Source organism: Pseudomonas sp. 22189 (assembly GCF_052045635.1).
GTDB lineage: Bacteria > Pseudomonadota > Gammaproteobacteria > Pseudomonadales > Pseudomonadaceae > Aquipseudomonas > Aquipseudomonas parakoreensis.
This window is the reverse complement of the sequence record NZ_JBQEPG010000032.1, coordinates 26,063-50,935: the sequence shown is the minus strand read 5'-3', so window position 1 is coordinate 50,935 and position 24,873 is coordinate 26,063. Positions and strand designations below refer to the sequence as shown.

Genomic DNA, 24,873 nt, shown 5'->3' with positions numbered 1-24,873 from the left:
GCGATGGTGCGTCGATTGGATGATCTTCAGGAAATGGAGCAGATGGAGCTCAATCGTCTGGATGTGTCCGACGAAAAGGTCAAAGACTCGATCAACTCCGTTCTGCGCCACATCGAAAAAGAGATCGCTGAAACGCACAAAGCGATCAAGAAACACATCGATGATGATCCGGACATGCGCCAGATGCGCGACTTGATCGTGACCATCGACGGTATCGGGCAGAAAACCCTTGAGCGGCTGCTGGCCGAGCTGGGCGACCTGCGCAAATACGACGACCCTCGCAAACTGGTCGCTGCTGCAGGGTTGAACCCTAAGCTGCAGGAGTCAGGAAAACTCAAAGGCAGAACAATTATTTCGAGGGTCGGCTCGGCTCGCGTTCGGGCGGGTCTGTACATGCCAGGCCTGGTAGCGCTGAGGCACAACGAGGCGATCATCGCCATGAAGGAACGCTTGAAGGCCAATGGCAAAGCCCCCAAACAGATCATCTGTGCAGCCATGCGCAAGTTGTTGCACTTCGTCTACGGAGTGCTCAAATCGGGCCAACCATTTGACCCGAAATTGGCACTTGCCCGGTGAGGGGCAAGACGGTATCTACAGGGTTTGTGGCGGGTCAGGCGCGGTCGCGGGGAATCAGGCTCTGCAACTGCTGTGCAAGAAAGTCCGCATCAAACACGAAGGTGTCCGGATCCTTCAGGCCATTGGTTTTGCGCCACTGCCACTCGCCGCTCGGTAATCCCACCAGCGAAATGCTGCCATAGCGCGCCGCGGTCAGGCCCATCACCGCCAGAGAAATCTGCCCGGCGCTGCCCATCACGTCCGGCACGAATTCCACCATTTTGCCGGCGATCACGATGCTCAGTTTTTCGGTGTTGAAGGTCGAGGTTTCCACCGGGGTGCTCGGCCCGAATGCGACGTAAGCTTCGCGGCTCACCTCCAGCAGGTTCGGTGCCTGCACCGGTTCCAGCCATTGCTGGATCTGGCCGAACAGTTCGGTGATGCGCCTGGCCCACGCCTGCGACTGGGTTTCGAACAGTTGCTTCTTGTGCGCTTCACTCTCGGCATAGTGACGAAGCATTTCGCCCAGTTGTTGTACGTCGTTCATCGGTACGTTCCTCGGGGAGAGCCTGCGAGAGTCGATAGTGACAGATCGAGGCGCCGGCGTACGTTTAACCTCGAACGTCGACACCGTGACACTTGGCAAATGGATCAACGGTACAGTTGCTTTGTACTGGCATCCGTCGTGCAACCGATGGACACTCGGCCGGAGCCCGACTTTTCCAATACGGGCCATTGAACGAGGAATTTCAATGCGTACCATCGGCTTGATCGGCGGCATGAGCTGGGAATCCAGCGCTGAATATTATCGACTCATCAATCAACAGGTCCGCGACCGCCTCGGTCCGCTGCGCTCGGCGCAAATCCTGATGTACAGCGTCGACTTCGGCCCGGTCGAACAGGCCCAGCACGCTGGGCGCTGGGACGATGCGGCGGCGATTCTGGTGGATGCCGCACGCAGGCTCGAGGCCGGCGGCGCCGAATGCGTGGTGCTATGTACCAACACCATGCACAAGGTCGCGGAGCAGATTCAGGCAGCGATCAGCATTCCGTTCCTGCACATTGCCGAACCGGCGGCGCAGGCCGCGCTGAATATTGATGCGCACACGGTGGGCCTGCTCGGCACGGCGTTCACCATGGAGCAGGACTTTCTCAAGCAGCGCCTGATTGCGCAGGGTTTGACGGTACTGGTGCCGGACGACGCCGAGCGCAAAGAAGTGCACCGGATCATCTACGACGAATTGTGCGTCGGAGTGATCAGTGACGAATCACGCAAAATCTATCAACGGGTGATCGAAACGCTGACCGCGCGCGGCGCCCAGGCGATCATCCTCGGCTGCACGGAAATCGGTCTGCTGGTCAAACCCGAACACAGCGCCCTGCCGCTGCTCGACACCACCGAACTGCATGCGCAGGCGGCGGTGGCGTTTGCATTGAGCGACTGACTCCCACAGAATTTTTTTGGCTTATCGACGGCGCAGGCGGGCCATGCTCAGGGTGTCGACCCATCGCCCGTCGCGCACCGCGTAGTCACGGAACAGGCCTTCGTTCTCGAAGCCGAACTTGCGGTACAGACCGATGGCCGCCTGGTTGTCGGCGTACACCGAGAGTTCGACCCGGTGCAGGTTCATCCAGTTGTCGGCGACGTCCAGCGCCGCCGCCAGCAGTTTTGACCCGACCCCTTTGCCTTGCCACGCCACGGCGACCGCCATGCCGACACTGCCGGCGTGGGCGCGGCGGATTCGTGAATAGTTTTCCAGGCCAAGATGACCGACCACCGCGCCCTGATGCAGCGCCACCAGTTTGACCATCCGCTCATTCTCCGCCAGCAGCCGCTGACGCCAAATCTCGGTAGATTGAAACGGCATCTGCAACACCTGCCGGGTCACTGCCGGATCGTTGTACAGCGCGGTGACGGCCTCGATGTGCGATTCATTGAAGCGTTCAAGGGTGATGGCGGGGTTGTGCTCGGGCATGGCGGATCCTTCCTGGACCGATGGGTGGCCAATCACTCTAAACTGCTTGTTCAAACACATACAAACCGTAGGAGCTGCCGCAGGCTGCGATCTTTTGATNAGATCAAAAGATCGCAGCCTGCGGCAGCTCCTACAGGGAATGGTGTGTCGGGGGATTGGGTCAGGTCTGAAACCATTCCTGGCGTTCTTTGAAGGTGTGGTGGATGAGTTCGACCAGCGTGCGGACTTCTTCTATCGCCTGGGATTCAACGTTGACCGCCAGCCATGCCTGCAACTGCATCGGCTCATCAAACAGCCCCGGCAGCGCGATCAACCCGCGATCGAAGCGGCTCATGTACGCCGGCAGCAGACCGATGCACGCGCTGCAGCGGATCATTTCCAGCATCAGCTCGTAAGACTGCATCTGCACCACACCGGCCAGACGCTGTTCAACCAGCTCATTCCACGGCCGAAAGCTGTCGATCTGCCGGTCGTGCTGCCATTGCACCAGCATGAAATCGCCGAGGTCGTCGGCACTGGCCGGGCGCGCGGTGACGCGGGAATAGCGTTTGGCGATGTGCGGCAGGTAGTCAAGCCGCGCCAGCGCCTGCGGCTGGCTGGTGGCGAAGGTCGGGCCGGGGCTGGGGGTTTCGCCGTGGGCCAGCCATAGCACCACGTCGGCACTGACCGCGCGCAGCGCCAGTTCGCTGTCCAGCGCAATGATCTCCAGACGCACGCTGGCATTGCGCCGCAGCAGTGCGATCAGGTCACGACCAAGGATGTCATGCAGAATCGACTCGGCGACGGCCAAACGCACCAGCGGCTGCTCTACCACCGGCAGTTTGCGTTCGTGGGCCAGCGCAACCAGTTGCGCCTGCAACTGCTGACCTTCACGGGTGAGGCTCAAGGCGCTGCCTTGAAAGCTGAACAGCGCGTGCTGCAGCGTTTGCTCCAGCTGCGCCAATTGTTTGCGCAGCAAGGTCGAGCGCACGTTGAGGCTGCGCGCCGCCTGCATGAAGCAACCGCAGCGAGCACTGACCAGAAAATATTGCGCGACCTCGGCATCAATGGTCGCGGCTTGCGCCAGCCATGGTTCGCGCTCGCCCTGTGCCCAGCGATAGTCGGGGCTACCCTGTCGTCCTGCGGGTTCGGTGAATGACATCGATGACTCCCTGTCGATCTTTGTTGTTGATGCTTCCGGCGCGGTATGGAACGTCTGAACCTGTGAAAATCCTGTGGGAGCTGGCTTGCCAGCGATGGGGGACTCACATCCAGCCCNTCCGCCATCGCTGGCAAGCCAGCTCCCACAGGGTTATTGGTGGGTTTCAAGGACCTTGTTCAGCTCGGCCCCATCGATGCTCAGCGTCGCGGTATTGAGCATGCCGTCCAGATACGCCTGGGCAATCTGCTCCTGCCGTTGCGCCCGCAAGGCTTGAGTCAACTGATCGCGCAGTTCGTCGAGGGTCGCGGTACGCGCCGGTTGCTGTTCGGTGAGTTTGATCACATGGAAACCGGCTGCACTCTGCAGCGGATCGGACACCGCGCCGACCTTCAACTTAGCCACCGCCCCCCGCACCTCCGGCACCAGTTGCTGCAACGGTTGCAGCCCGGTGTCGCCGCCGCGTTCGGCGGTCAGCCGATCCTGCGAATACTGAGTCGCCAGCGCGGCAAAATCCCCCGGCGTGCCTTGGGCTTTCTTGCTTAGCTCGGTCGCCTGTTTGCGCACGGTTTCCAGGCTCTGGGCATCCGGCACCGCGAGGAAAATCTGGCTGACCCGATACAACGGCGGGGTCATCCAGTTGGCTTTGCCGGCGTCGTACGCCTGTTGCAACTCGGCCGTACTCGGGTAGTCCGCCGGCACGGTGCTGACCGAGCGCAAATAATCGCGAAAGACGATCTGCTCGCTGGCCGCGCGGGTTTGCCGCACCACGTCCGGACGCTGCGCCCAGCCCTGAGCGTCGGCCTGCTCCAGCACCGCTTTCTCTGCCAGACGGGTACGAATCCAGCGCTCCAGTGCTTCACGGTTGCCGCGCAGTTGCTCGGCACTTGCCGGTGGCAATGTCGCCAGCAATGCCTGCAACTCCTGTGGCGTCACCTGCTGATTGCCCAACCGCGCCACTGCCGGCCCCGCAGCAACCGCCGCCAAGGGCGACGATTGCTGGGCGGCAACCGGGTCAGTGCCCGGTCGCAGCACCAGTGCCACGGCTACCACCAACAGCGCCACTGCCCCGGCGCCGATCACCATGGCAGGCTTTTTCACAGCGCGACTTCCTCTTGTTCGGCGACCGCGACTTTGGCTGTCGAGGCTTGCGCGGCCTGGGTGAAATCACGCAGATAGACGATGAACTCCTGCAGCAAACGGTCCCACAGCTCCAGGCTGCCACGCAGGTGTTCGTTGCTCACACCCGCCGCGACCACCACGTCCATTTCCATCACCAGAAACTCGCCCTGCAACGACAACCGGGCAAAACGCCGGGTGGCGTTCCACTGTTCGGCCACACCTTGTGGCAACTCACCTTGCACCCGCAGCGCGCAGCTGAAGGTGAAATCGACATAGCTGCCCTGCTCCACCGCCGGGTTGCCGAAACGCACGGCATAACCGATGCCCTGACTGGCGCTGAGCAACTGCACGATGCCGTTCTGTTCGGTCTGGTTGACGCGATAACCGGCCGCTTGCAGGACGTCGGTCAGGGATTGCGGGGACACATGGCTGATCAATTGAGTCATGACTTCTTCCTTGTTTGTTAATCAATGCGCGAGCGCAGCTTGCGGCGCGTCGAATTGAGTCTTGTAGAGCTCGTCACCGAACCCCTGCGCCAGTTCATCAAACTTGACCCGGGCGCTGCCCGCGAAGGGCTGGCGGATCTTCATCACCTCGGCGACATCGATGTTTTCGTAGGCGCTGAGGATCTGTTTGGCGACGCCGTACATCTGCTGATTCTTGACTGAACATTGCTGCACTTGTGTGTCACGTTCAGCCAATTGCGCTTGAAGCTTAGACCGTTCTGCCTCTTTGGCACGGGCCATGACCAGCAACTCGTCGTAGGCCTTCTTGAATTTGCCGACCTGTTCGCTGCTGGCGGCGACTTGCGCTTGCGCCTGGCTGTGCAGATTCTGCTGCTGGCCGGCCAACTGTTCGGCCACGCCTCTGGCCTTGGCCAGTTCAGCGGTCAATTGCTTGATCTGCGCCTGCGCGGCCTTGGCCTCATTCTGCGCCGCCAGTTGCGCGGCGCTGGCCTGGGCCTGCTGACTTTGCAGGGCCTGCAACTGCTGAGTGGTGCTGCGCAACTGGGTACGCAGACGCTCCTCCATGCCTTCGGCGTGCGCGCCATGTGCAATGAAAAAACTCAGCCCCAACAGTAAAACTCGTGCGTGCATGACCGTACTCCCGGCGCCTTAGAAGCGCGTGTTGATCTCAAGCTGCAAGACGTCGATGTCGAACGGCGCACCGTACACGGCCTCGGTGCTCATCCAGCGGCCGGTGGCGTAGACGTTCTTCGCCAAACCGTAGTTGCCGCCGAGGATATAGCCCTTGGCGTTGGTGCCGCCGAGGTGGAACGACGAGTCGTTGAAGCCATCAGGCAAGGCGTCCGGCTGGATGTACTTGTAGCCGGCGAACAGGTTCCAGTCGCCCTGCTTCTTCAGGTCCAGCGCGTTGCCAAGGGTGAACTGGACCATCCACGCATTGGCGCCGCTTTGGATCTCGCCGTTGCTGTTGAGGTTGTTGACGATCTGCCCCTCGGAGCGCTTGCGCATGTCGCCTTCGTCGTAACCGAGGTTGTGGATGTAGTTGCCCTGGCTGCGCAATTTGAAGTCTTGCGGCAGATCGGCGTCCCATACCAGGTTCAGGTCGAGCAGGTTGAATTCCGACGCAAGACCAACGAATTGCGGCTGCGGCGTGGTGGTCGGGTTGGCCGGGTTCGGCGTGATGTCGCGCAACAGGAACACGCTGTTGCCCTTCTGCATGAACGCCGCTCGAGTGCCGTCGGTGTCGCAGCCCGGAGCGCCGGCCCACGGTGCGCAAGGGCTGGAGCGTTGGCCTTGAATGTCGTCGAAACGGTAATAGGCCAACGCACCCTTGAGGCGGTTGTTGCTGTTGATCGCCCACTTGGCGCCAAGCTGCGCGCCGTACAGCCACTTGTTGTCGCTTTCTTCCTTGTCGAAGCCATTGCTGGTGCTGGTGTCATTGGTGTAATCCACCGGGAATGCACCGACGGTGCCGAACACGCCCCAGTCGTGGTTGAGCTTGTGGTCGAAAATCGCCGCCACACCGTCGAAGTTGAGGTCGTTGGAATAGAGCATGTCGGTGGACATGAACGGGTTGGCGAAACGCCCGCCGGTCAGGGTCAGCTCATCGGTCGGTTTCCAGTTCAGGTAACCCTGATCGAGCCAGATGTCTTTCTTGGCAAAACCGCCGCCGAGGTTCTGCGTGGTCGATACCGGGTTGTTGTCCGAGCCGGTGCCGATGCGGATGCCGGCAGTCCATTCTGGCGAGATCACCGCTTTCATCCCTAGCCGCGCGCGCAGCCGGAACAGGTTGGTGCGGTCTTCACGGGTATTGAGCAACGGCGGCAGGTTGGTGCTGCTGTTGGGGTTCACGTCGTACGGGCCGTTGTTGTTGAGTTTGGCGAAGTCGACGATTTCGTTGCTGTTGCTGCCCGAGTAGTAGCGCGATTCGTCACGCAGACGAATGTCGCCGTCGAAGCTGATGCGCGATGCCCAGTCCGGGAAGGTGTTGGGCGCGGCCCAGTTTTCCTGCTTGGCGGTGGCCATGACTTCGGCCTTGACCTGATCGCGGATCTGGTCGCGTACCGCGGCCGGCACATATTGCACGCGCACATCGCCCGGTGCCGCCACCGGTCCGGCCGCTACGGCGGTGGAAGCGGCGGCCTGCTTGGCCTGCGCCGCTTCGTTCTGCGCCTGGGCGATCAGCGCATCGGCCTTGTCCTGTTTCAGAATGCCCTGCTCGACCAGCAAGCGGATCAGATTGATCGTGGCGTTCTCCGAGGGCGCAGGCGCTGCCGCGGCCTGACCGACCAGGGTCGCGATGACCATGCCGACCGCCAGGGACAATCGATTCACGTTGGAAATCATCTGCACACAACTCCTTTTCATACAGCTTTATGAATTCGGTTAACCCGGACGCCGCCCTTGCAGGGACAGGCGCACAGGCAAGGTGATGGAGGCCGGTGGCCGTTCGCTCAGATGGGGCGCGTTACGCAATGCGGCCAGCACCTGAGTGTCGATCTCGGGCTTGCCGCTGGACTTGACCAGCTCGACCCGGGTGATTTCGCCGACGCTGCTCAGCCAGACATCGGCCTGCAGCGAAAACGCGAGGTTGCGCAGGTCCGGGTTCTCGCGCAGCAAACGCTGGAAGGTGAACGCCAGGAACTGGCTGTAGGTGCCGGTGCCCAAGCGTCCGCCACCCGCACCGGCCATGCCGCCGCCCTTGCCGGCGCCGATGTTGAACGCGTCGTTGCCACTCTGCGCGTCGCCGTCCATTTGCATCGGGTTGGCCAGATCGTCCGCCGGTGATGGCGGCGCCTCTTCCTCGGGCTTGACCTCTTGCGGCTCGGGCGTTGGCTCGGGCTCGACGATTTTTTCTTCCACCGGGGTTTCCGGTTCCGGCGGTTTTTCCGGCGGCGGAGGTGGCGGTGGCGGCAATGGAATGATCGTCGGCACCTTCGGCGCTTCACGGCGGATGCCGCTCATGTCATTGGCCCACTGCCACAGGAACCACGCGGCGAGCGCGCCGAGCAGCAGCCCGGCGCCCCACTTCAGGTAACGCAACGGCGAGCGCTTCACCGGCAGTGGCTCAATCGGGAGTTGTGCGGTCATCACTCAGCCCTGCGTCGGTTTGCCGGTCACCAGACCGACCTGGGACAGTTCGAGCCGGCGCAACAGATCCAGCACTTCAATGACCTTCTGGTACTGCACCGTGGCGTCGCCGCGCACGATCACCGGGAAGTCCGGGCTCTGCGCCTTCTCGATGCGCAGGCGCTCCTCCAACTCGGCGAGGGTCACCGGGTAGGCGTCGAGGAACACCTGGCCGCCGTCGTTGACCGAAATCGCCTTGGTCTTGGCCTCGGACAGCGACACTGAAGCGCTGGCTTTGGGCAGGTTGATCTGGATCCCGGAGACCTGCGCGGTGGCGGTGAGGATGAACATCACCAGCACCACCATCAGCACGTCCACCAGTGGCGTGATGTTGATGCTGTCCACCGCTGCATCTTCGTCATCGTCGTGGGAGGCATTTACAGACGCCATGGCAATGCTCCTCAGGCCGGTACGGAGTGGTTGGCGTGATGGCTGCGCTGATGCGCCGCTTCACTGGACTGACCTTCACCGTGCATCTCCGCCAGACGGGTAATGAACTCGTCGACGAACACGCGCATGTCGGCGCTGACTTCCTTGTTACGGGTGATCAGACGGTTGTAGCCAAACAGCGCCGGGATCGCGACAAACAGGCCCATGGCGGTGGCGAGCAACGCCGCCGCCATGCCGGGCGCGATGGCGTTGATGTTGACGTCGCCGGCCATGGCCGTACCGAGGAACACCACCATGATCCCCAGCACGGTGCCGAGCAGGCCGATGTACGGGCCGCCGGCGATGGCGTTGGACAGCGTCGCGAGTTTCGAGCTGAGCGCCTGGTTCTCGCGGGTGCGCACGCCGTCCATCGAGCAGCGAATCGCTTCAATCGTCGCTGCCGACACCGAAGAGGTATCGGCGCCCTGCTCGCGGCGGGTACGGATTTCCTTGACCGCCACCGAGTACAGGCGCCACAGCGGCGAATGCTGCAGACGCTGGGCCAGTTGCGCGTCGTCGGCGAACATCTCCAGACGGGTACCGACCTTGGCGAACTGCTCGCGGAAATCCTCGTTGGCCTTGCTCACGCGGCTGAGGGTGCGGTTCTTGCGCAGCATGATGATCCACGACTGGAACATCATCAGCACCAGCACGGCGATGATCACCCAGGCGTCCACCGGTACCGCGTTGAGCAGGAATCCGAGGCTGCCGAAACCGAAGCCGGACTGCTCTTCGTCGACGCCGTAGGCCACCAGTTTCGACTCCGCGCCTTGCGAGGTGGCGTCGGCCAGCAGCAACGTCGCCGGGCGGGCAACTTTGGAAAGGCGCAGTTCGTCGATGGCCCCCACAAATGGCTGGTACGGGCCAGCGGCCAGATCACCGCCAACCGCCATCACCGAATTGAACGCCGGCATCGTTTGCGCGAGGGTCGCGCCCTCACGACCGTTGATGTACAGGCTGACTTTCGAACCTTCGGCGGTCAGCGCGACGTGCTGCCATTGGCCGGGATTCAGCGCCTGAGAGGCCACCGCGCGCTGGCCGTCGATCTCCACGAACGGCACGCCTTGATTGACCCCGACCAGCAGACTGTTAGCGCCTTCGCGACGGGTCAAGATCAGTTGCTCGCCATTGGCCTGATCCAGCCGCAGCCAAGCACTGAAAGTGAATGCGCTGCCAGCGCTGTGCTGCAACGATGGACTGGCCGGCAGCAGCAACGGCTGGCCGCTGAACTGCAAGGCGCGCCCTACTACACCGTCAATCGCCGCACCGGTGGCGCTTTGTGCGGTGTTGCCGTAGGCGGTGGTGTCTTTGGCCGGGGTGCCGGTAGCACCGTCGAAGTGATAGAGCGCGGTGTAATTCGGATCGAAGGTCAACTGGCCGTTGCCGGTCGCCGGGGCCTTCTGGTTGCCGTAATACATCCAGATGTCCTGACGCTGGCCGCCCTCGACATTCGGCACATCGACCCAGATCAGCGCCATGCCCATCAACGCGTCGAAGCTTTCGATCTGGTGATTGAGCACGGTCTTGTCATCGGCGGCGACGAAGCGCAAATCCGCACCGTCTTCCTTGACCCCGTCGAAGGTGAAATTGCCGGTGTGCAGGCGCACCAGCAGCGCGGTGCGGCCCAGGGCCTGATTGATCCCGGCGCCCTGCGGCGTGGTGTCGACGGCGATCTGTTTGCGGTAATGCCAGTCGTCCTGCCACCAGGCCTGCGCCGTGGCCGGGAGCACGAAGCCCAGGCAGATCAACAACGAAAGAATGAGGCGCTGCATGAACGTGCTCCTTTAGAACGTGGCTTGAAGGTTGAAGTGCAGGCGCGATTCCTGCTTCGAGGTGTTCGGCCCTTCGAGTAGCGGGTAGCCCCAGTCGAGGCTGCCGGACAGCCATTTGCTGAGGCTGGCGCGGGTGCCGAGGCCGACACTGGCCAGGGCGTAACTGGCGTCCTGATCCGGCAACTCGTCACGCAGGTACAGTTGCGCACCTTCGGCAAAGGCGTAGAAGCGCCATTCCTGCATCCAGCTGCCGGCGTATTTCGCCAGCGACGGCGTGCGCAGTTCCTGACTGAGCAGCACGCCGTCATCCCCGGTGCGTTCAGCGGCCAGATAACCGCGCACCGAAGTGGCGCCGCCGGCGGAGAATTGTTCGTTGGAGACCAGTGGCCCCGACGCCAATTGGAACGCGCCTTTGCTCGCGCTTTGCCAATCGTTGTCGAAGGTCCAGGTGAAGGTGCTGTCGCCCTTGACCACCGCGAAACTCGGGTTGGCGCGGTAGCGCTTGTAGTCGAAGTCTTCGTCGGAACTGCCGTAACCGAAGATGCTGCGAGTGGCCGCAACCAGGCTCAGGCCGAGGCCTAGCTGACTCTTTTCGGTGTAACGGAAGCCGTTGTAGGCGAAGGTGAACGGGGCGTATTTCAGCGGCACCTTGTCGCTCTCGCCGGACAGGGTCAGGCGTTCGTCGAAATCCTTGAAGTCGATACCGGCCGACAGCGAGTTCGACCAGTTGCCGCTGGACGGCAGCGTGTAGATCGCCGACACCCCGTAGGAATGGCCCTTGCCCAGCACATTGCTGCCGCCGATGGTCGCGACGTTGCTGTCAGACTGATAACCGGAGAACTGCACGCTCCAGCGCTCGCTCAGCGGCGCGGTGTAGGACGCCGACCAGACCTTGGCGTTGTCGGTGTCCTGCGGCGCGGTGAAGTACGTCAGGTTGATGCTGTGGCCAAGCTGCCAGAGGTTGTTGTAGCCAAGGCTGGTCACGGCGCGCAGTTTCTCGGTGTCGGCGCTGTAGTCGTTGTTGAGGCCGACGCTGGCGCTCCACGGGTTCTGGTCTTCGACCTGCAAGTCGACGTCCATGGTCCCGGGGCGCTGGCCTTCGCGCACCAGCGGCATGACCTGGCGGCCCGGGGTTTTATTGAGCTGCGCCAGTTCGCCCTGAACCTTGGCGAAGTCCGGCACCTCGCCTTCTTTCAGGGCCGGGACGTTGTCGCGGATGTCCAGCGGCGAATAGTGTTTGGCGCCGACCACACGCACGCGGCCGACCTTGGTTTCGCTGACTTGCAGGTAGACGATACCGTCAGCCACTGCTTGCTCCGGCAACTCGACGAACACCGATTGATAGCCACGCTCCTGATAAGCCTTTTGCAGGGCATCGCGGGCGCCTTCGATGTCAGTCATGGCTTTTTGCGGGCCGAGAAACGGATACACCGCCTCTTCGATGGCCCGTGCGTCGAGCACGGTGTTGCCGCGCACGAAGTATTCGTTGACGTCCACCAGACGTTGCGGCGCGGCGCCTTGGGCAGCCTCTTCGGCGAATGCCGGTTGCGCGCCGGCCGTCACCAGCAGCCAGCCCCACAGCGCCAGCCGTGACGTGAAAATTCGATCCACACTACCCCCTGAATTCGCGATGACCTGTTGGCGCTGTCGCGCGCCTTGTGTGTTGCGTCAGTTGCTGGCTGTCGAGGCACCGCTGTGCTTGCCGAGCCAGGTGTGCAGCAGCGCGAAGTTCAAGGAGAACTCAGGCATTTGCAGCAAGGCACCGCAGAACACTTCGCCAATGATTTTCTGGATGAGCAGCACCGCACGCGGCTCGTTGAGCAGCGTGGCGATGTCGCGACTGAGGACGTTGAAACTCCAGACTTTCTGATTCAGGCCAAGACCGACGAACCAACGGAACAGCAAGTTGTAATTGAGCTGCTCATACAGCTGCTGTTCGCTAGGCACTGAATACAGCAGTTGCAGGAGCAGGATGTGCATGACGGTTTGCGCGGGGATGAGCATGCCGGGCTCGGCATTGAGTTCGTGCAGCAGGCCTTGGTGAGCGTCGAGCAAGTCGTCGATTTGCGGGCGCAGCAACACCAGCGAATGGCCGGGCGGAATGTAGCTGGAGACCTCTTTCAAGGCGCCCTGCCAGTCATCCTGCGAGACGATCCAGACCCACGGCGCGCCGTAGCGATACACCGACACCGGTTTCTTGCGCGCCGCCTCAACGATCTTCGACAGGCGCTGATCGAGCTCCTGCATGCCCACTTTCGAGTAGCGTTCCATAGTCCCCATTGCCTCACTCCCGGCGTCCCGCCTCGGCTTGTGAAAAGCGCCCCGTTGGGCCCCTCAAGCGCGTTACATAGGCATGACCGGACTGGCTATGTGCTACCGAACTTTTGTCATGAAAGCTTCATCAATGATTCAGAGGAAAACGAACAGGAAAAAAAACATGGAAGCCAGGTTCACTGCCATGTTTTTGGATGACGCAGAACGTCAGTTTTTAAGCTCAAAGACACCATTGGAGAGTGCGACTTCTTTAGGTCCTGTCGGCTCACTACCGGCATCGGCAATCATTTTAAGGTTAAATGACCCAGTGATTTTCACGGTCCCGGCCGAGATGGTGGCCGTCAGGGAACCAGACTTTACGGTATACCTAAACATGTAATCATCCTCCCTAAAGGTATATTTAATCACGGGCAATTGTGCATCTATGAAGGTTTTTGTTCCCTCAAACTTCTCGATATTCATAGATAAGGAAGTGTGAAATTTGGCACCCATAGAGTGGCTTACATTCACTTGAAAAAAATTGCCGACCTCGCTGAGAGCGAGCTCACTGGCTTCAAATTTCCCGAATTCGCTGGTGTCAAAGTTAAACTTACCGATAGTCGCCATTTGCATCACCTATCTATAGAGGGGTTATCAATAACGCCTGAAGGTAATACTTGTCCCTTCAACGACGACGCGAGGGCCAATTATTGCGCGCAGCAGAAACATGCCGTCTACTGTAAAACCTGACAGTAGACGGCGCCGGATATTGGTCACATGTTGTGCGATCTGGCCTCAGGTGTACGCCGGCCAGGTGTAGACAATTCTGCCGCCACGCACCGCCAGCAGATCACCGAATTGCAGGAGGACGGCTTCAGTCTGGGTCGGACGCAGGAACACTTGATCTTCGACGGTCAGGCCGACCGCGTCAGAACCGTTGACCATTTCCTGATTCGAACTGCGGCCATACACGCCGTTGCTCTGTAGTCCGGTCGGTGATTCGAACTCGGCCATCCAGTTGCCGCCGTAAATGAAAAAGGTCTGGCGCTGATTGACATCCCACCACGACAGCAGCTTCGACTGGTCATCCAGCGCCGGGATGTTCACCGCGCCGGTGCTCTTCAACACCGGGGTGGCGATGTAGGTCGCCGGCACATGGTCAACCAGCGAGGGCAGGTCGTAATGCGTCGGTTTGAGCATCGCCGTACCCACCGACACCTCGGTGCTCAGTGTCTCGTTTTCGTGGATGCGGTAGCTCGGGCTGCCGGCGGTGTTCAGGCACAGGTGGTCATTCCACAACGCCGGAAACTGCAGGCGAGTGAAATCCACGCAGCGCTGATAAATCACCATCACCTTGGCGAACAGTTCCTCGGGCGAACCGAGTATCCCCGGCACGCCCATGCCCACAAACGGGTCGTAACCCATGAACCCGGCGAACACCAGGTGCTGCGGGTTGGCGCTGATCAGCGCGAGCATCTGCCCCAACGCACTTACATCACTGACCCCGCCGCGATGCAGGCCGACATCCAGCTCGATGTTGATGCGCATCCGTGTGCCCAATCCCTGCGCCAGCGCCAGGTATTGCTGCAGACGTTCGGGATTGTCGATCAGCCATTGCAGTTGCTTCGCGGGATCGAACGGGCCTTTGTGGGTTTGATAGAACAGCTGTGCCGAACGCACCGGCAGCGGCTTGCCGAGCAGGATGTCGGACTGGGGAAACGTGACAGCGTCGTGATTGAGGAACGGCTGGTGAAACGACATGAGCTTTTGCGTCCCGGCCCGTTGCGCGATGTAGCTCAACAGTCCCGGTGACGGCAGGGATTTCTCCACCAATCGCAATTGCTTGCCGCCGCGTCGCACCGACTGCATGACCACGTCGATGTTGTGGTCGAGCCGATCCAGATCGATCAAAAGCACCGGACGCATTGGGCCGTGGTCTTTCAACTCTTTATTCAGGGCGCGAAAATACTCGCTGTACGGGCCGCCGTGATCGCCCGGTCGCAACCAGGCACCGACTCCCAGCAAAAAGGCGCCAACGCCCACGGTGCCCAGCATGAAATTGCGTCGATTGACCGCCATCAGTTCACCCCCAGAATTGACGACAGATGCGCGTTGAGAAAACGTCCGCGCGGGTCCAGTGCCTGGCGTACGTCGACAAACTCGCGCCAGCGCGGGTACAGCGGTTGCAGGGTGCGCGCATTGAGCGTGTGCAATTTGCCCCAATGCGGGCGACCGTTGTACTTCCAGAAAATCGGTTCGACCGCGGCGAAGAAGTTGTGATGGTCCATCTGATAATGCTGGTGCACCGAGATCGAACAGCTGTCGCGGCCCTCGAACATGCTCAGTGGAATGTCGTCGGCCTTGACGTAGCGGTACTCGATGGGAAACCAGGTGCGCAGGTCCTTGTCCTGAATCAGCTTGAGGATTTCACGCAGGCAGGCTGGGCCGTATTCGGCGGGCACCGAGTACTCCATCTCGTTGAAGCGCACGGTGCGCACGTTGGCGTAGATGTCGAACGAGTCACCGACCCGATCATCGAAACTCGCCAGATGCCGCAAGCTGTTGAGCAACGAGGTGCGCAGGCCGGGGAAGTCACTGCCGTACTTGTCGATCTTCTCGATCAGGGTCACGAACTCGTTGCCACCCTCCTCCTCGGGCGGGATCGGCGGTGTGGCCGGGTCGCCGGTTTCGTTGAGGGCGATGGACAAGGCGTAGTCGGAATGGGTGACCACGAGCATTTCCCAGTGCTGGTTTTCGCGGGTGTTCTTGTCCAGATCTTCAAGCAGCTCTTCGGTCTTGGCGATCCACTGGGTTTCCCGCAGACGATACGCCGGACGGTTTTGCAAGCGGATTTTAGTGGCAACACCCAACGCACCAAGGGATACCCGGGCAGCATTGAATACGTCCGGATGACGCTGGCTGTCGCAGTCCAATACTTCGCCGCTGGCGGTCACCAGCTGCATCCCGCAGACGTGCGCCGAGTAAGACTGAAAGGTTTTGCCGGTGCCGTGAGTCGAGGTGGAAATGGCGCCGGCGAGGGTCTGGTAATCGATGTCGGCCATGTTTTGCAGGGCTTGGCCGATGTCTTTGAGCGGCTTGCCCATACGCGACATCGGCGTGCCGGCGGCGAATTCGGCTTGCAGGGTGTTCGGGTCGTGATCGAGCAGACCGTTGAAGTAGCTCAGCGACAGCAACGTGCCGTCGGTGGGCACCAGCGCACTGAAGGAATGCGCCGAACCGACGGGACGAATCTTGCCCGGTGCCTGTTGGATGACTGCGGTCAATTCGTCCAGATTCTTTGGTGCTATCCGCGTCGCCGGCAGGCAACTCTGCCCGCCCGACCAGTTGCGCCAGGGAATCAGTCGTGGCGCGCGCATCAACTGGCCCAGCGCCGGATTGGAAGCCAGCGCACTGAAGGCGCCGACGATACTTGCCCGTTGCAACAACTGACGGCGTGTCAGATCCATGCTCATGCGCGCGCCCTTATTGTGGGAGGGGCTGATCGGCCATGAAGCCGATCAGTTGCAGGAATTGTTCTTCCGAACACTCGACGCACTGGCCCATCGGCGGCATGCCGTTGTAACCGTTGATGGCGTGATCAAGCAGGGTGTCGGCGCCCTGTCGCAGGCGCGGTTCCCAAGCTTTGCGGTCGCCGGTCAGCGGCGCGTTGGCGGCCGGGTTGGCGTGGCACAGCTGGCAGCTGTTGGCGTAGATCTGCGCCAGTGCCGGGTCGGAGGGCGTGGCGTTGTGAGTGGTCGCCGGCGGTGCAGCTTTTTCGCCGCAGCCGCACAGGGTGACAGACAGCGCCAGCAATAAAGTGAGTGGGATTACCCGCATAACGATCCTCGCCTGGGTAGCGCTTTTTGTTGTGATCACACCTTAAGGCAGGCACGGCAGCGGGTTGAGGGCATTGCGGGACAACGAGGGGGCCATCCGGGGACACACCGATGCCCTCTGTAGGAGCTGCCGCAGGCTGNTGATCTTGACCTTCAAAAGCAAAGTCAAAAGATCGCAGCCTGCGGCAGCTCCTACAGAGATTGGGGTGAGCATCCCGCTCTGTTCCGCCTCTCTGCGTGACATTCGCGTGACATTCGCGGGTTTAAATTCCCGCGTATTCAGGCGTATAACCTGTACAGACTTTTTGATCTGCATACGGACATCAATACGGGGTAGCGACATGACCACAGCAAACATCCTTGGCAACCTGTTCCCTTCTGTCAGCGACATCCCGGAAAAATACCGCCTCGACGGTCAGGTCGAGCAACGCGAATATCTCGTCGATGGCCAACTGCGGCGCTGGGACGGCCCGCTCGCCACGGTACGCAGCCCGGTGTACCTGCACGGCGAGAATGGTGATGAACAAGTGATTCTCGGCAGCACCCCGCTGCTGGATGCCGACACCGCCCTCACCGCCCTTGATGCCGCCGTGCGTGCCTACGATCGCGGTCAGGGCCTGTGGCCGACCATGCGCGTGGCCGAGCGCATTCAGCACGTCGAAGCGTTCCTCGGGCGTATGCGCCAGCAGCGCGAAGCCGTGGTCAAATTGCTGATGTGGGAGATCGGCAAGAACCTCAAGGACTCGGAAAAAGAGTTCGACCGCACCTGCGATTACATCGTCGACACCATCAACGCACTCAAAGAACTCGACCGCCGCTCCAGCCGGTTCGAACTGGAACAGGACACTCTCGGCCAGATTCGTCGCGTGCCGCTCGGTGTCGCGCTGTGCATGGGCCCTTACAACTATCCGCTGAACGAAACCTTCACCACGCTGATCCCGGCGCTGATCATGGGCAACACTGTGGTGTTCAAACCGGCCAAGCTCGGCGTGCTGCTGATCCGACCGTTGCTTGAAGCGTTCCGCGACAGCTTCCCCACCGGCGTGATCAACGTGATCTACGGCAGCGGCCGCGAGACCGTCAGCGCGCTGATGGCCAGCGGCAAGATCGATATCTTCGCCTTCATCGGCACCAACAAGGCCGCCAGCGACCTGAAAAAACTGCACCCGAAACCACACCGTTTGCGCGCCGCGCTGGGTCTGGATGCGAAGAACCCGGGCATCGTCCTGCCCGAAGTCGATCTGGACAACGCAGTCAGCGAAGCGGTCACCGGCTCTCTGTCGTTCAACGGCCAGCGCTGCACGGCATTGAAGATCCTGTTTGTGCATGAGGACGTGGTCGACGCCTTCATCGAAAAATTCAACGCCAAACTCGCTACGCTGAAACCTGGCATGCCGTGGGACAGCGGCGTGGCACTGACGCCGCTGCCGGAGTCGGGCAAGGTCGACTACCTGCACGGTCTGGTGGCTGACGCGCAGAGCAAGGGCGCACAAGTGGTCAACCCGAATGGCGGCGCCAGTCGCGAGTCGTTCTTCTACCCCGCCGTGGTGTACCCGGTGACGCCGCAGATGCGTGTGTACAACGAAGAACAATTCGGTCCGGTGGTGCCGATCGTGCCGTACCGCCACCTCGATACCGTGATCGATTACGTGCTGGAATCGGACTTCGGCCAGCAACTGAGCCTGTTCGGCACCAACCCGGTGGCGATCGGCCGACTGGTCGACACCTTCGCCAACCAGGTCGGGCGGATCAACCTCAACGCCCAGTGCCAGCGCGGCCCGGACACTTACCCGTTCAACGGGCGCAAGAACTCCGCCGAAGGCACGCTGTCGGTACACGATGCACTGCGGGTGTTTTCGATCCGCACACTGGTGGCGACCAAGTTCCAGGACAGCAACAAGGACCTGATCAGCGAAATCATTCGCGGCCGCGATTCGAGCTTCCTGACCACCGATTACATCTTCTGACGAGGACTTTGCACTGAGCACCTTCAGCACCCACCGACTGCCACCGCTGCTGCGGCGAATCCTGCGTCCGTTGCTGGACCCGTATCGCCGCTACCAGCACGCCCGACTGATTCACGCGGTGCGGGTAGCGCTGGGTCTGCTGGCAACTATCCTGCTGACCACCGGCATCAACCTGCCCCACGGCGAGTGGGCGTCGGTGACCATGCTGGTGGTGATTGGTGGCCTGCAGCACCACGGCAACATCGGCAAAAAAGCCGCCGAACGCGCCACCGGCACCCTGATCGGTGCCGGCGTCGGACTGGTGCTGGTGGCGCAACAGGCATGGCTGGGCCTGCCATGGCTGACGTACTTTGCCATGGCGGTGGTCTGCGGATTTTTCTCCTATCACGCCATCGGCAAGGGCGGTTACACCGCCCTGCTGTCGGCGATCACGGTGTTCATTGTCGCCGGACATGGCGACAACCCGATCACCGACGGCTTGTGGCGCGGGGTCGACATCCTGATCGGCATCGCCCTGGCCCTCGCCTTTTCCTTCGCCCTGCCGCTGTACGCGGTGTATTCGTGGCGCTACAACCTGGCCGATGCCCTGCGCGATTGCGCCACCTTGTACGGGCGAATCATCAGCGGTCAACCGGTCAGCGCCGATGAACATCTGAAGCTGATGGGCCGGGTGACCACGGTGATGGTGCAATTGCGCTCACTGATGCCTTCGGTGTCCAAGGAAGTGAAAATCTCCATGACCGAACTGGACGCGATTCAACGCAACCTGCGCATGTGCGTCAGCACGCTGGAGATCCTCGGCAACACCCGCCCGGATGCCAACGACCCCGACGCCATGGCGCACCTGCAATCGGCGTTGCGGGCCGAGCACCGGGTGATCCGCGTGCAACTGATTGGCATGGCACGGGCCTTGAAGTCCGGCGCTACTCAGCGCCTGGAACGCCCGCTGGAGTTGCCGGACGCCAGTCTCGACACGCCGGTGTACAACACGCTGGACGGTTACCGGTTACTGACCCGACAACTGGCCGCGAACATTGGCGAGCTGCGCCAACGCCTGGCGATGACGGCGCCGCGCTGGAACATCTGAATCAGCGGAAAAATCCATGTAACAAAGCCGACATCATCACTACAATGCGCCGCACAACGGATGTGACATGGACGCATAAATGCAATTCAGGAAGAGTATCAACGCCCTGCGGGCACTGGCCGTGCTGTCGGTCGTGCTGTTTCATTTCAAGGTGCCAGGATTCGAGGGCGGGTTCGTCGGCGTAGACGTATTCTTCGTCATCTCCGGCTTCCTGATGACCGGCATCATCGTCAATGGCGTGCAGCAGCAGAACTTTTCCCTCCTCGGTTTCTACGCCTCCCGCGCTCGCCGCATTATTCCTGCCCTGCTGGTGCTGTGCGTTACGCTGCTGGTCTTCGGTTACTTTTACTTGCCGCTGGACGACTTGCGCGAAACCATCCGCACGATCAAGAGCAGTCTGCTATTCAGTTCGAACTTCAGTTTCGCCGAAAGCGGCAATTATTTTGCCGCGCCACTGCATGAAAACTGGTTGTTGCATACCTGGTCACTGTCGGTCGAATGGCAGTTCTACCTGCTTTATCCCGTGCTGATCATGGGGCTGCACCGGTTCTTCGGCACCGATAAAACCCGCTTTGCCTTGCTGGCCGTGGCGCTGATTTCGCTGCTGGCGTCCATCGTCGTGCCCCCCGTCAACCCGACGTTCGCCTTCTACATGCTGCCCACCCGCGCCTGGGAAATGATCGCTGGCGGCCTGGTTTTTTTGTTTCCGCTACGATTGAGCCAGCGCGGCGGCGCAATTTGCGAAGGATTCGGCCTGCTGGCGATTGCCGTCAGCGTGCTGGTTTTTTCGGCAGCGGACCTGTGGCCGGGCTACCTGGCACTGGTGCCGGTGCTGGGGACGATGTTGGTGATTCACGGCAATACCCGGTCGGTGTTCAGCAGCAATCCTGCGCTGCAATTTGTCGGGAGCATTTCCTACTCGATGTACTTGTGGCATTGGCCGCTGGTGGTGCTGCTTTACCTGTGCGGGCTTTTGAGCAGTTGGCCGCACGTGATCGGCGCAATCATCGCCTCGTTCGTCCTCGGCACCCTGTCCTTCTACCTGGTGGAATCGAAGGTGAAGAAAGGTACGAGCGCTACTCGAACAGTGATCAAGTTCGCGTCGCTGACGGTAGCGGTGGTGGCCGTGTCTGCAACGACGTCGTCGCTGGTAAAGCAGCATCCCGACTGGCGCCCGGCACTGGTCGAATTTGGTCAGCCGGAATACACCAGCAAGCTGTATCCGCAGGAGTGCTACCCGAATGCCTATGCGGCGGCGGATTGCAAACTGGGCACGGGGGATGTGTCGGTGATTTTGTACGGCGACAGTCATGCGCAATCCACCGCAGCGGCGGTGCAGATGGACAACCCTAACGCAGCGCTGTCCTGGTCACGGGGCGGTTGCCCGACCTTGGCCCACTTCGCCATGCACGACAAAACCGTCGAAAGCCAATGTCGAGGCTTCAATCAGGAAAAGCTGCAACAACTGAAGGCCGGCTATGCCGGGATCCCGGTGGTGCTGTTCAGCCGCGCGGCGCTGTACGCGGATTCAGGGCGGGATAACAGCTATCGGATTTCCTTTCCCGAGCGCCAGAACGCGTTTGCCGAAGCCTATACCGAAGAGTACGTCAGCACGGTCTGCTCGATCGCTGAAAACCATCCGGTGTATATCGTCAAACCGATCCCGGAAATGCCTTTCAGCGTCTACAAGGGTTTGAATCTTAATCAGCGGTTGTTCCGGCAAACCTCGGACATTTCCCTGCCGTTACAGGCTTACGAGAAACGTAATCGCATCGCCATCGGCACCATCGAAGCTGCTGCCAGCCGCTGCAACGCGACGGTGATCGACCCGACGCCGTACCTGTGCCCCGATGGCCACTGCATGGGCTCCATGGACGGCGTCCCGCTGTACTTTGACGACAACCATCTGGTGGATGCCGGCAATCAGCAGTTGAAAGGACTGTTCCGCGATGTGATCAAACCGATCTGAGCTGGCGCCGGGCTTTCAAGCCCCAGCCCTGTTGCATCCCGGCGGCGGCCAACAGAATCGCCGCCACGCCGACCCATTGCAGGATTTGCAGGCGATGGCCGAAGGCAAACCAGTCGACGAAGATCGCCGCAATCGGGTAGATGAACGACAGCGCACCGGTCAGGGCGGTCGGCAGTTTCTGGATCGCGCCGTACAGCAGCACATACATCAGGCCGGTGTGGACGATGCCCAGCGTCACCAGACTGGCCCAGGCTGCGCCGGTCTGCGGCAGACCGTTGAAGTGCGCGAACGGCGCGAGCAACAGCACTCCGGTGCAGACTTGGATCAGCGCGATCAGATGCGGCGGCGTGCCGGTCAGACGCTTGATGATCAGCGCCGCCATCGCGTAGAGCAACGCCGCGCCCAGCGCCAGCGCGATCCCCAGCAGATATTCGTGACCGCTCTCGCCCTGCCCGCCGTGGGCGCTGACGATCGCCAGCATGCCGAGAAAGGAAATCGCTAGCCAGAACAGCTTCTGCAAGGTGATTTTCTCGCCGAGAAACAGTGCCGCCAAGCCAACCAGCATGAACGGTTGTACGTTGTAGACCGCCGTGCCGATGGCGATAGAGGCACGGGAATACGAGCCGAACAACAACACCCAGTTGCCGACAATCGCCACCCCGCTGAGCACCGCGAGCAGGAACGTGGTGCGGGTCAGAATGCCCGGACGCAGGAAGCCGAACGCGGCACAGATCAGCAGCAAGGTGCCAGCGCCGAACACGCAACGCCAGAACACCACGTCCAGCACCGGCTGCCCGGAGACCAGCACGAACCAGCCAATGGTCCCGGAAATCAGCATGGCGGCGGTCATTTCCAATGAACCACGGCGGATTGAGTTGTCCATCATCGATCTCCCTAAACGTTTTGACGAAAGCGTGGGCAAAGTATGCCAAGCCGGCTCCCTGCGCCTCCAGCGCAAAAAGCAGGCTAAACTCGGTTTCTGCCTTTTTTATCGCGGGTGGTTTCCCGTCAATGCCTAATGCCGGAGTTGCGCCATGACCGACGATATCGACCAGATCCTCATCAGCGCCTTGATGGAAGACTCACGCCGCTCGCTCAAGGCACTGGCGCAGATCAGCGGCCTGTCGTCGCCCAGCGTGGCCGAGCGCCTGCGTCGCCTGGAGGAGCGCGGCGTGCTCAAGGGCTATACGGTTGAGATCGACCCGAAATGCTTCGGCTATCAACTGCAGGCCATCGTTCGGGTGCGACCGTTACCGGGGCAATTGCAGGAAGTGGAACGACAGATCCTGTCGATTCCGGAATTCACCGAGTGCGACAAAGTCACCGGGGAGGACTGCTTCATCGCCCGCCTGCACGTGCGCTCGATGGAACAGCTCGACACCCTGCTCGACCGCCTCAACACACTGGCCGAAACCAACACTGCGATCGTCAAGAAGACGCCAGTCAAGCGCCGGTTACCGCCGATGGCGTGAGTGCTTTTTGCGCGTGTTCGGCGTAGATTGGGATTTTTCCGGCGAAGGATTGGCGGTAATGAAATTTCAGGCATTGATGCTGTCGGCAGTATTGCTCACCGGGTGCGGGACGGTGCAAACGGTTGCGTTCAACGACAAGTTTTCCGTGGACCAGCTGAAAACCAAGAAAACCTATTGCGGCGCCGTTCCGCGCGTTTACAGCGGTGCAACCTACGACTTTTGCATGCTGCACGCCGAAAAACCGGATGATGTCGACGCGTTCAATTACAACAATGCTTCTTTTGGCCTGGTGGTAGATGCCGCGGTTTCGGGTGTGCTGGATACATTTCTGCTGCCCTACACCATTTACAAGCAACAGGCTGATGGCAGCATCGTGATCAACTGATCTGCTTTTCGCAGACAACAAAAAACCCGCCGATGCGGGTTTTTTGTTGTTTCAGGCCAGCGATCAGTCGTCGCGGCTCATGATGCCGAAGATCTGCAACAAGCTGATGAACAGGTTGTAGATCGATACATACAGGCTGATGGTCGCCATGATGTAGTTACGCTCGCCACCGTGGATGATCGCGCTGGTCTGGAACAGAATGCAGACCGACGAGAACAGCACGAAACCGGCGCTGATCGCCAGTTGCAGGCCGCTGATCTGGAAGAACATGCTTGCCAGAGTGGCACCCAGCAACACGAAGAAACCGGCGGTGATGAAACCACCGAGGAAGCTCATGTCCTTGCGGGTGATCAGCACATAGGCCGACAGACCACCGAACACCAGTGCGGTCATCGCGAATGCCGAACTGACCACTTCAGCGCCGCCCTGCATGCCCAGGTAACGGTTGAGGATCGGGCCGAGCAGGAAGCCCATGAAACCGGTCAGCGCAAAGGCGGACACCAGGCCCCATGCCGAATCACGGAGTTTGTTGGTGAGGAAGAACAGCCCGTAGAAGCCGATCAGCACCACGAAAATGTTCGGGTAGCCGACACGCATCTGCTGCGCCACAAACGCCATCACACCGCTGAATGCGAGGGTGAGCGCCAGCAAGCCGTATGTGTTGCGCAGGACGCGGCTAACCTCTAGCTGCTCAGCCTGCACGCTGTTGTGAACTGCGTAATCCTGTTCGCGCATGGCGACACTCCTGTTGGTTTGAAACGTTCAGTGGCAAAGATCATAACAGACGCTCTGTAACAAGCCATGCACAGAGTTTGACAGTGTGTTTCATTCAGGTATTATGGCGCCCGCAACGCAAACGGAGGTGTGGCCGAGTGGTTTAAGGCAACGGTCTTGAAAACCGTCGACTGTAACAGGTCCATGAGTTCGAATCCCATCGCCTCCGCCATATTTAGTACTTCAAAGCCCTGATTATTCAGGGCTTTGTCGTTTCTGGAGCTCGCGTTTTTTGGACATCCATTTCTGGATCGTTTCCGCATCTTTTCAGCTATTTCCGCAACCCTCCCGTTCCATTCCAGCGTTCCAGCCTAGATCAAGAAACTCAGAACTCATCCACAATGAGTATTCGGTGACGTCCATAGGCAGCTTACGGCCAGAAGCGGATCAACGTGAATGTCTGCCACGGCCAATACCGCACGTTCAGATAAACGACAAAACTGTCCGTGATCCTGCCAGACGTGACCAGTCAAAAGATGAGTAGTAAGGGGGGCAAAGAGGCACGACAAAGCGGGCCTCGATTTCAAGCTTTTATACCTGTA

25 protein-coding genes and 1 tRNA gene are annotated in these 24,873 nt (G+C 60.6%); 8 read left to right on the top strand and 18 right to left on the bottom strand.

The features are described 5' to 3' along the window. The coding region (locus tag ACTJKS_RS24910) for a transposase (RefSeq protein ID WP_440828800.1) at positions 1–576 on the top strand (576 nt) is incomplete at its 5' end. A 34-nt stretch (positions 577–610) separates the two neighbouring features. On the opposite strand, the gene ACTJKS_RS24905 is transcribed toward ACTJKS_RS24910, so the two are convergent. Then, a complete protein-coding gene (locus tag ACTJKS_RS24905) occupies positions 611–1,102 on the bottom strand; it encodes a hypothetical protein (protein WP_108182583.1) in 492 nt (163 codons plus the stop codon). 205 nt (positions 1,103–1,307) lie between these two features. On the opposite strand from ACTJKS_RS24905, the gene ACTJKS_RS24900 reads away from it, so the two are divergent. Then, positions 1,308–2,000 carry an aspartate/glutamate racemase family protein gene (locus tag ACTJKS_RS24900; protein ID WP_262948340.1) on the top strand — a complete coding sequence of 231 codons (693 nt, stop codon included), beginning with the start codon at positions 1,308–1,310 and terminating at the stop codon, positions 1,998–2,000. Between the two features lie 21 nt (positions 2,001–2,021). Here the strand turns inward: ACTJKS_RS24900 and ACTJKS_RS24895 are convergent, their stop codons facing one another. From ACTJKS_RS24895 to ACTJKS_RS24825, 15 genes are all read right to left on the bottom strand, one after another. Further along, a complete protein-coding gene (locus tag ACTJKS_RS24895; RefSeq protein WP_262948339.1) occupies positions 2,022–2,531 on the bottom strand; it encodes a GNAT family N-acetyltransferase in 510 nt (169 codons plus the stop codon). Between the two features lie 160 nt (positions 2,532–2,691). Next, positions 2,692–3,672 (bottom strand): LysR family transcriptional regulator, encoded by a 981-nt coding sequence (locus tag ACTJKS_RS24890; RefSeq protein ID WP_262948338.1) that lies wholly within the window; start codon positions 3,670–3,672, stop codon positions 2,692–2,694. A gap of 150 nt (positions 3,673–3,822) precedes the next feature. Next, positions 3,823–4,770 carry a peptidylprolyl isomerase gene (locus tag ACTJKS_RS24885; RefSeq protein WP_262948337.1) on the bottom strand — a complete coding sequence of 316 codons (948 nt, stop codon included), beginning with the start codon at positions 4,768–4,770 and terminating at the stop codon, positions 3,823–3,825. After that, the gene (locus tag ACTJKS_RS24880) at positions 4,767–5,237 is read right to left on the bottom strand and encodes a YbjN domain-containing protein (protein WP_108182578.1); all 471 of its coding nucleotides are present in this window, start codon (positions 5,235–5,237) and stop codon (positions 4,767–4,769) included. Before ACTJKS_RS24880 ends, ACTJKS_RS24885 begins: the two co-directional genes overlap by 4 nt. Positions 5,238–5,258: 21 nt before the next feature. Next, on the bottom strand, positions 5,259–5,888 hold the full coding sequence (locus ACTJKS_RS24875) for a DNA repair protein (RefSeq protein WP_108182577.1): 630 nt from the start codon (positions 5,886–5,888) through the stop codon (positions 5,259–5,261). Between the two features lie 18 nt (positions 5,889–5,906). Further along, the gene (locus ACTJKS_RS24870; protein ID WP_198760247.1) at positions 5,907–7,604 is read right to left on the bottom strand and encodes a putative porin; all 1,698 of its coding nucleotides are present in this window, start codon (positions 7,602–7,604) and stop codon (positions 5,907–5,909) included. Between the two features lie 39 nt (positions 7,605–7,643). Beyond that, positions 7,644–8,348: an energy transducer TonB family protein gene (locus tag ACTJKS_RS24865; RefSeq protein ID WP_262948336.1), complete on the bottom strand. Its 705-nt coding sequence runs from the start codon at positions 8,346–8,348 to the stop codon at positions 7,644–7,646. 3 nt (positions 8,349–8,351) lie between these two features. Next, positions 8,352–8,777: an ExbD/TolR family protein gene (locus tag ACTJKS_RS24860; RefSeq protein WP_003224462.1), complete on the bottom strand. Its 426-nt coding sequence runs from the start codon at positions 8,775–8,777 to the stop codon at positions 8,352–8,354. 11 nt (positions 8,778–8,788) lie between these two features. Further along, a complete protein-coding gene (locus tag ACTJKS_RS24855) occupies positions 8,789–10,588 on the bottom strand; it encodes a DUF2341 domain-containing protein (protein ID WP_108182574.1) in 1,800 nt (599 codons plus the stop codon). Positions 10,589–10,600: 12 nt separating this feature from the next. Further along, positions 10,601–12,199, bottom strand: a complete 1,599-nt coding sequence (locus tag ACTJKS_RS24850) for a ShlB/FhaC/HecB family hemolysin secretion/activation protein (RefSeq protein WP_262948333.1) — start codon at positions 12,197–12,199, stop codon at positions 10,601–10,603. A gap of 57 nt (positions 12,200–12,256) precedes the next feature. Then, complete coding sequence (locus ACTJKS_RS24845; protein WP_086791026.1) at positions 12,257–12,868, bottom strand: transposase; 612 nt, start codon at positions 12,866–12,868, stop codon at positions 12,257–12,259. A gap of 201 nt (positions 12,869–13,069) precedes the next feature. Further along, the gene (locus ACTJKS_RS24840) at positions 13,070–13,468 is read right to left on the bottom strand and encodes a hypothetical protein (protein WP_142580080.1); all 399 of its coding nucleotides are present in this window, start codon (positions 13,466–13,468) and stop codon (positions 13,070–13,072) included. A 168-nt stretch (positions 13,469–13,636) separates the two neighbouring features. Continuing rightward, positions 13,637–14,845 (bottom strand): DSD1 family PLP-dependent enzyme, encoded by a 1,209-nt coding sequence (locus tag ACTJKS_RS24835; protein ID WP_262948386.1) that lies wholly within the window; start codon positions 14,843–14,845, stop codon positions 13,637–13,639. A gap of 74 nt (positions 14,846–14,919) precedes the next feature. Further along, entirely contained in the window at positions 14,920–16,248 is a 1,329-nt protein-coding gene (locus ACTJKS_RS24830; protein WP_262948384.1) for a D-arabinono-1,4-lactone oxidase, read from the bottom strand. Between the two features lie 76 nt (positions 16,249–16,324). Then, positions 16,325–16,678 carry a c-type cytochrome gene (locus ACTJKS_RS24825; protein ID WP_108182569.1) on the bottom strand — a complete coding sequence of 118 codons (354 nt, stop codon included), beginning with the start codon at positions 16,676–16,678 and terminating at the stop codon, positions 16,325–16,327. Positions 16,679–17,018: 340 nt separating this feature from the next. Between ACTJKS_RS24825 and ACTJKS_RS24820 the strand changes: the two genes are divergently transcribed. The 3 genes from ACTJKS_RS24820 (at position 17,019) to ACTJKS_RS24810 (ending at position 21,700) form a co-directional block, all read left to right on the top strand. Continuing rightward, entirely contained in the window at positions 17,019–18,644 is a 1,626-nt protein-coding gene (locus ACTJKS_RS24820) for an NADP-dependent glyceraldehyde-3-phosphate dehydrogenase (RefSeq protein ID WP_262948326.1), read from the top strand. Positions 18,645–18,690: 46 nt separating this feature from the next. Continuing rightward, positions 18,691–19,731 carry an FUSC family protein gene (locus tag ACTJKS_RS24815; protein WP_198758790.1) on the top strand — a complete coding sequence of 347 codons (1,041 nt, stop codon included), beginning with the start codon at positions 18,691–18,693 and terminating at the stop codon, positions 19,729–19,731. Between the two features lie 79 nt (positions 19,732–19,810). Next, complete coding sequence (locus tag ACTJKS_RS24810) at positions 19,811–21,700, top strand: acyltransferase family protein (protein WP_262948325.1); 1,890 nt, start codon at positions 19,811–19,813, stop codon at positions 21,698–21,700. Here the strand turns inward: ACTJKS_RS24810 and ACTJKS_RS24805 are convergent. Further along, entirely contained in the window at positions 21,687–22,583 is an 897-nt protein-coding gene (locus ACTJKS_RS24805; RefSeq protein WP_262948323.1) for a DMT family transporter, read from the bottom strand. The two genes, ACTJKS_RS24810 and ACTJKS_RS24805, sit on opposite strands and share 14 nt — an antisense overlap. Before the next feature lie 151 nt (positions 22,584–22,734). Between ACTJKS_RS24805 and ACTJKS_RS24800 the strand changes: the two genes are divergently transcribed. Both ACTJKS_RS24800 and ACTJKS_RS24795 read left to right on the top strand, forming a co-directional pair. Further along, positions 22,735–23,172: an Lrp/AsnC family transcriptional regulator gene (locus tag ACTJKS_RS24800; protein ID WP_007915449.1), complete on the top strand. Its 438-nt coding sequence runs from the start codon at positions 22,735–22,737 to the stop codon at positions 23,170–23,172. A 58-nt stretch (positions 23,173–23,230) separates the two neighbouring features. Next, positions 23,231–23,557 (top strand): YceK/YidQ family lipoprotein, encoded by a 327-nt coding sequence (locus ACTJKS_RS24795; protein ID WP_108182565.1) that lies wholly within the window; start codon positions 23,231–23,233, stop codon positions 23,555–23,557. A 63-nt stretch (positions 23,558–23,620) separates the two neighbouring features. Here the strand turns inward: ACTJKS_RS24795 and ACTJKS_RS24790 are convergent, their stop codons facing one another. Next, positions 23,621–24,292: a Bax inhibitor-1/YccA family protein gene (locus ACTJKS_RS24790; protein WP_027613775.1), complete on the bottom strand. Its 672-nt coding sequence runs from the start codon at positions 24,290–24,292 to the stop codon at positions 23,621–23,623. Between the two features lie 123 nt (positions 24,293–24,415). Here ACTJKS_RS24790 and ACTJKS_RS24785 point away from each other — a divergent pair. After that, positions 24,416–24,503: transfer RNA gene (locus tag ACTJKS_RS24785), tRNA-Ser, on the top strand. Positions 24,504–24,873 lie beyond the last annotated feature (370 nt).

What these genes read in the sequence shown, in the direction of transcription:
- ACTJKS_RS24905 (WP_108182583.1), bottom strand. Translation starts at nt 1,102, where the DNA reads ATGAACGACGTACAACAACTGGGCGAAATGCTTCGTCACTATGCCGAG.
- ACTJKS_RS24900 (WP_262948340.1), top strand. Translation starts at nt 1,308, where the DNA reads ATGCGTACCATCGGCTTGATCGGCGGCATGAGCTGGGAATCCAGCGCT.
- ACTJKS_RS24895 (WP_262948339.1), bottom strand. Translation starts at nt 2,531, where the DNA reads ATGCCCGAGCACAACCCCGCCATCACCCTTGAACGCTTCAATGAATCG.
- ACTJKS_RS24890 (WP_262948338.1), bottom strand. Translation starts at nt 3,672, where the DNA reads ATGTCATTCACCGAACCCGCAGGACGACAGGGTAGCCCCGACTATCGC.
- ACTJKS_RS24880 (WP_108182578.1), bottom strand. Translation starts at nt 5,237, where the DNA reads ATGACTCAATTGATCAGCCATGTGTCCCCGCAATCCCTGACCGACGTC.
- ACTJKS_RS24875 (WP_108182577.1), bottom strand. Translation starts at nt 5,888, where the DNA reads ATGCACGCACGAGTTTTACTGTTGGGGCTGAGTTTTTTCATTGCACAT.
- ACTJKS_RS24870 (WP_198760247.1), bottom strand. Translation starts at nt 7,604, where the DNA reads ATGATTTCCAACGTGAATCGATTGTCCCTGGCGGTCGGCATGGTCATC.
- ACTJKS_RS24865 (WP_262948336.1), bottom strand. Translation starts at nt 8,348, where the DNA reads ATGACCGCACAACTCCCGATTGAGCCACTGCCGGTGAAGCGCTCGCCG.
- ACTJKS_RS24860 (WP_003224462.1), bottom strand. Translation starts at nt 8,777, where the DNA reads ATGGCGTCTGTAAATGCCTCCCACGACGATGACGAAGATGCAGCGGTG.
- ACTJKS_RS24855 (WP_108182574.1), bottom strand. Translation starts at nt 10,588, where the DNA reads ATGCAGCGCCTCATTCTTTCGTTGTTGATCTGCCTGGGCTTCGTGCTC.
- ACTJKS_RS24845 (WP_086791026.1), bottom strand. Translation starts at nt 12,868, where the DNA reads ATGGGGACTATGGAACGCTACTCGAAAGTGGGCATGCAGGAGCTCGAT.
- ACTJKS_RS24840 (WP_142580080.1), bottom strand. Translation starts at nt 13,468, where the DNA reads ATGGCGACTATCGGTAAGTTTAACTTTGACACCAGCGAATTCGGGAAA.
- ACTJKS_RS24825 (WP_108182569.1), bottom strand. Translation starts at nt 16,678, where the DNA reads ATGCGGGTAATCCCACTCACTTTATTGCTGGCGCTGTCTGTCACCCTG.
- ACTJKS_RS24820 (WP_262948326.1), top strand. Translation starts at nt 17,019, where the DNA reads ATGACCACAGCAAACATCCTTGGCAACCTGTTCCCTTCTGTCAGCGAC.
- ACTJKS_RS24810 (WP_262948325.1), top strand. Translation starts at nt 19,811, where the DNA reads ATGCAATTCAGGAAGAGTATCAACGCCCTGCGGGCACTGGCCGTGCTG.
- ACTJKS_RS24805 (WP_262948323.1), bottom strand. Translation starts at nt 22,583, where the DNA reads ATGGACAACTCAATCCGCCGTGGTTCATTGGAAATGACCGCCGCCATG.
- ACTJKS_RS24800 (WP_007915449.1), top strand. Translation starts at nt 22,735, where the DNA reads ATGACCGACGATATCGACCAGATCCTCATCAGCGCCTTGATGGAAGAC.
- ACTJKS_RS24795 (WP_108182565.1), top strand. Translation starts at nt 23,231, where the DNA reads ATGAAATTTCAGGCATTGATGCTGTCGGCAGTATTGCTCACCGGGTGC.
- ACTJKS_RS24790 (WP_027613775.1), bottom strand. Translation starts at nt 24,292, where the DNA reads ATGCGCGAACAGGATTACGCAGTTCACAACAGCGTGCAGGCTGAGCAG.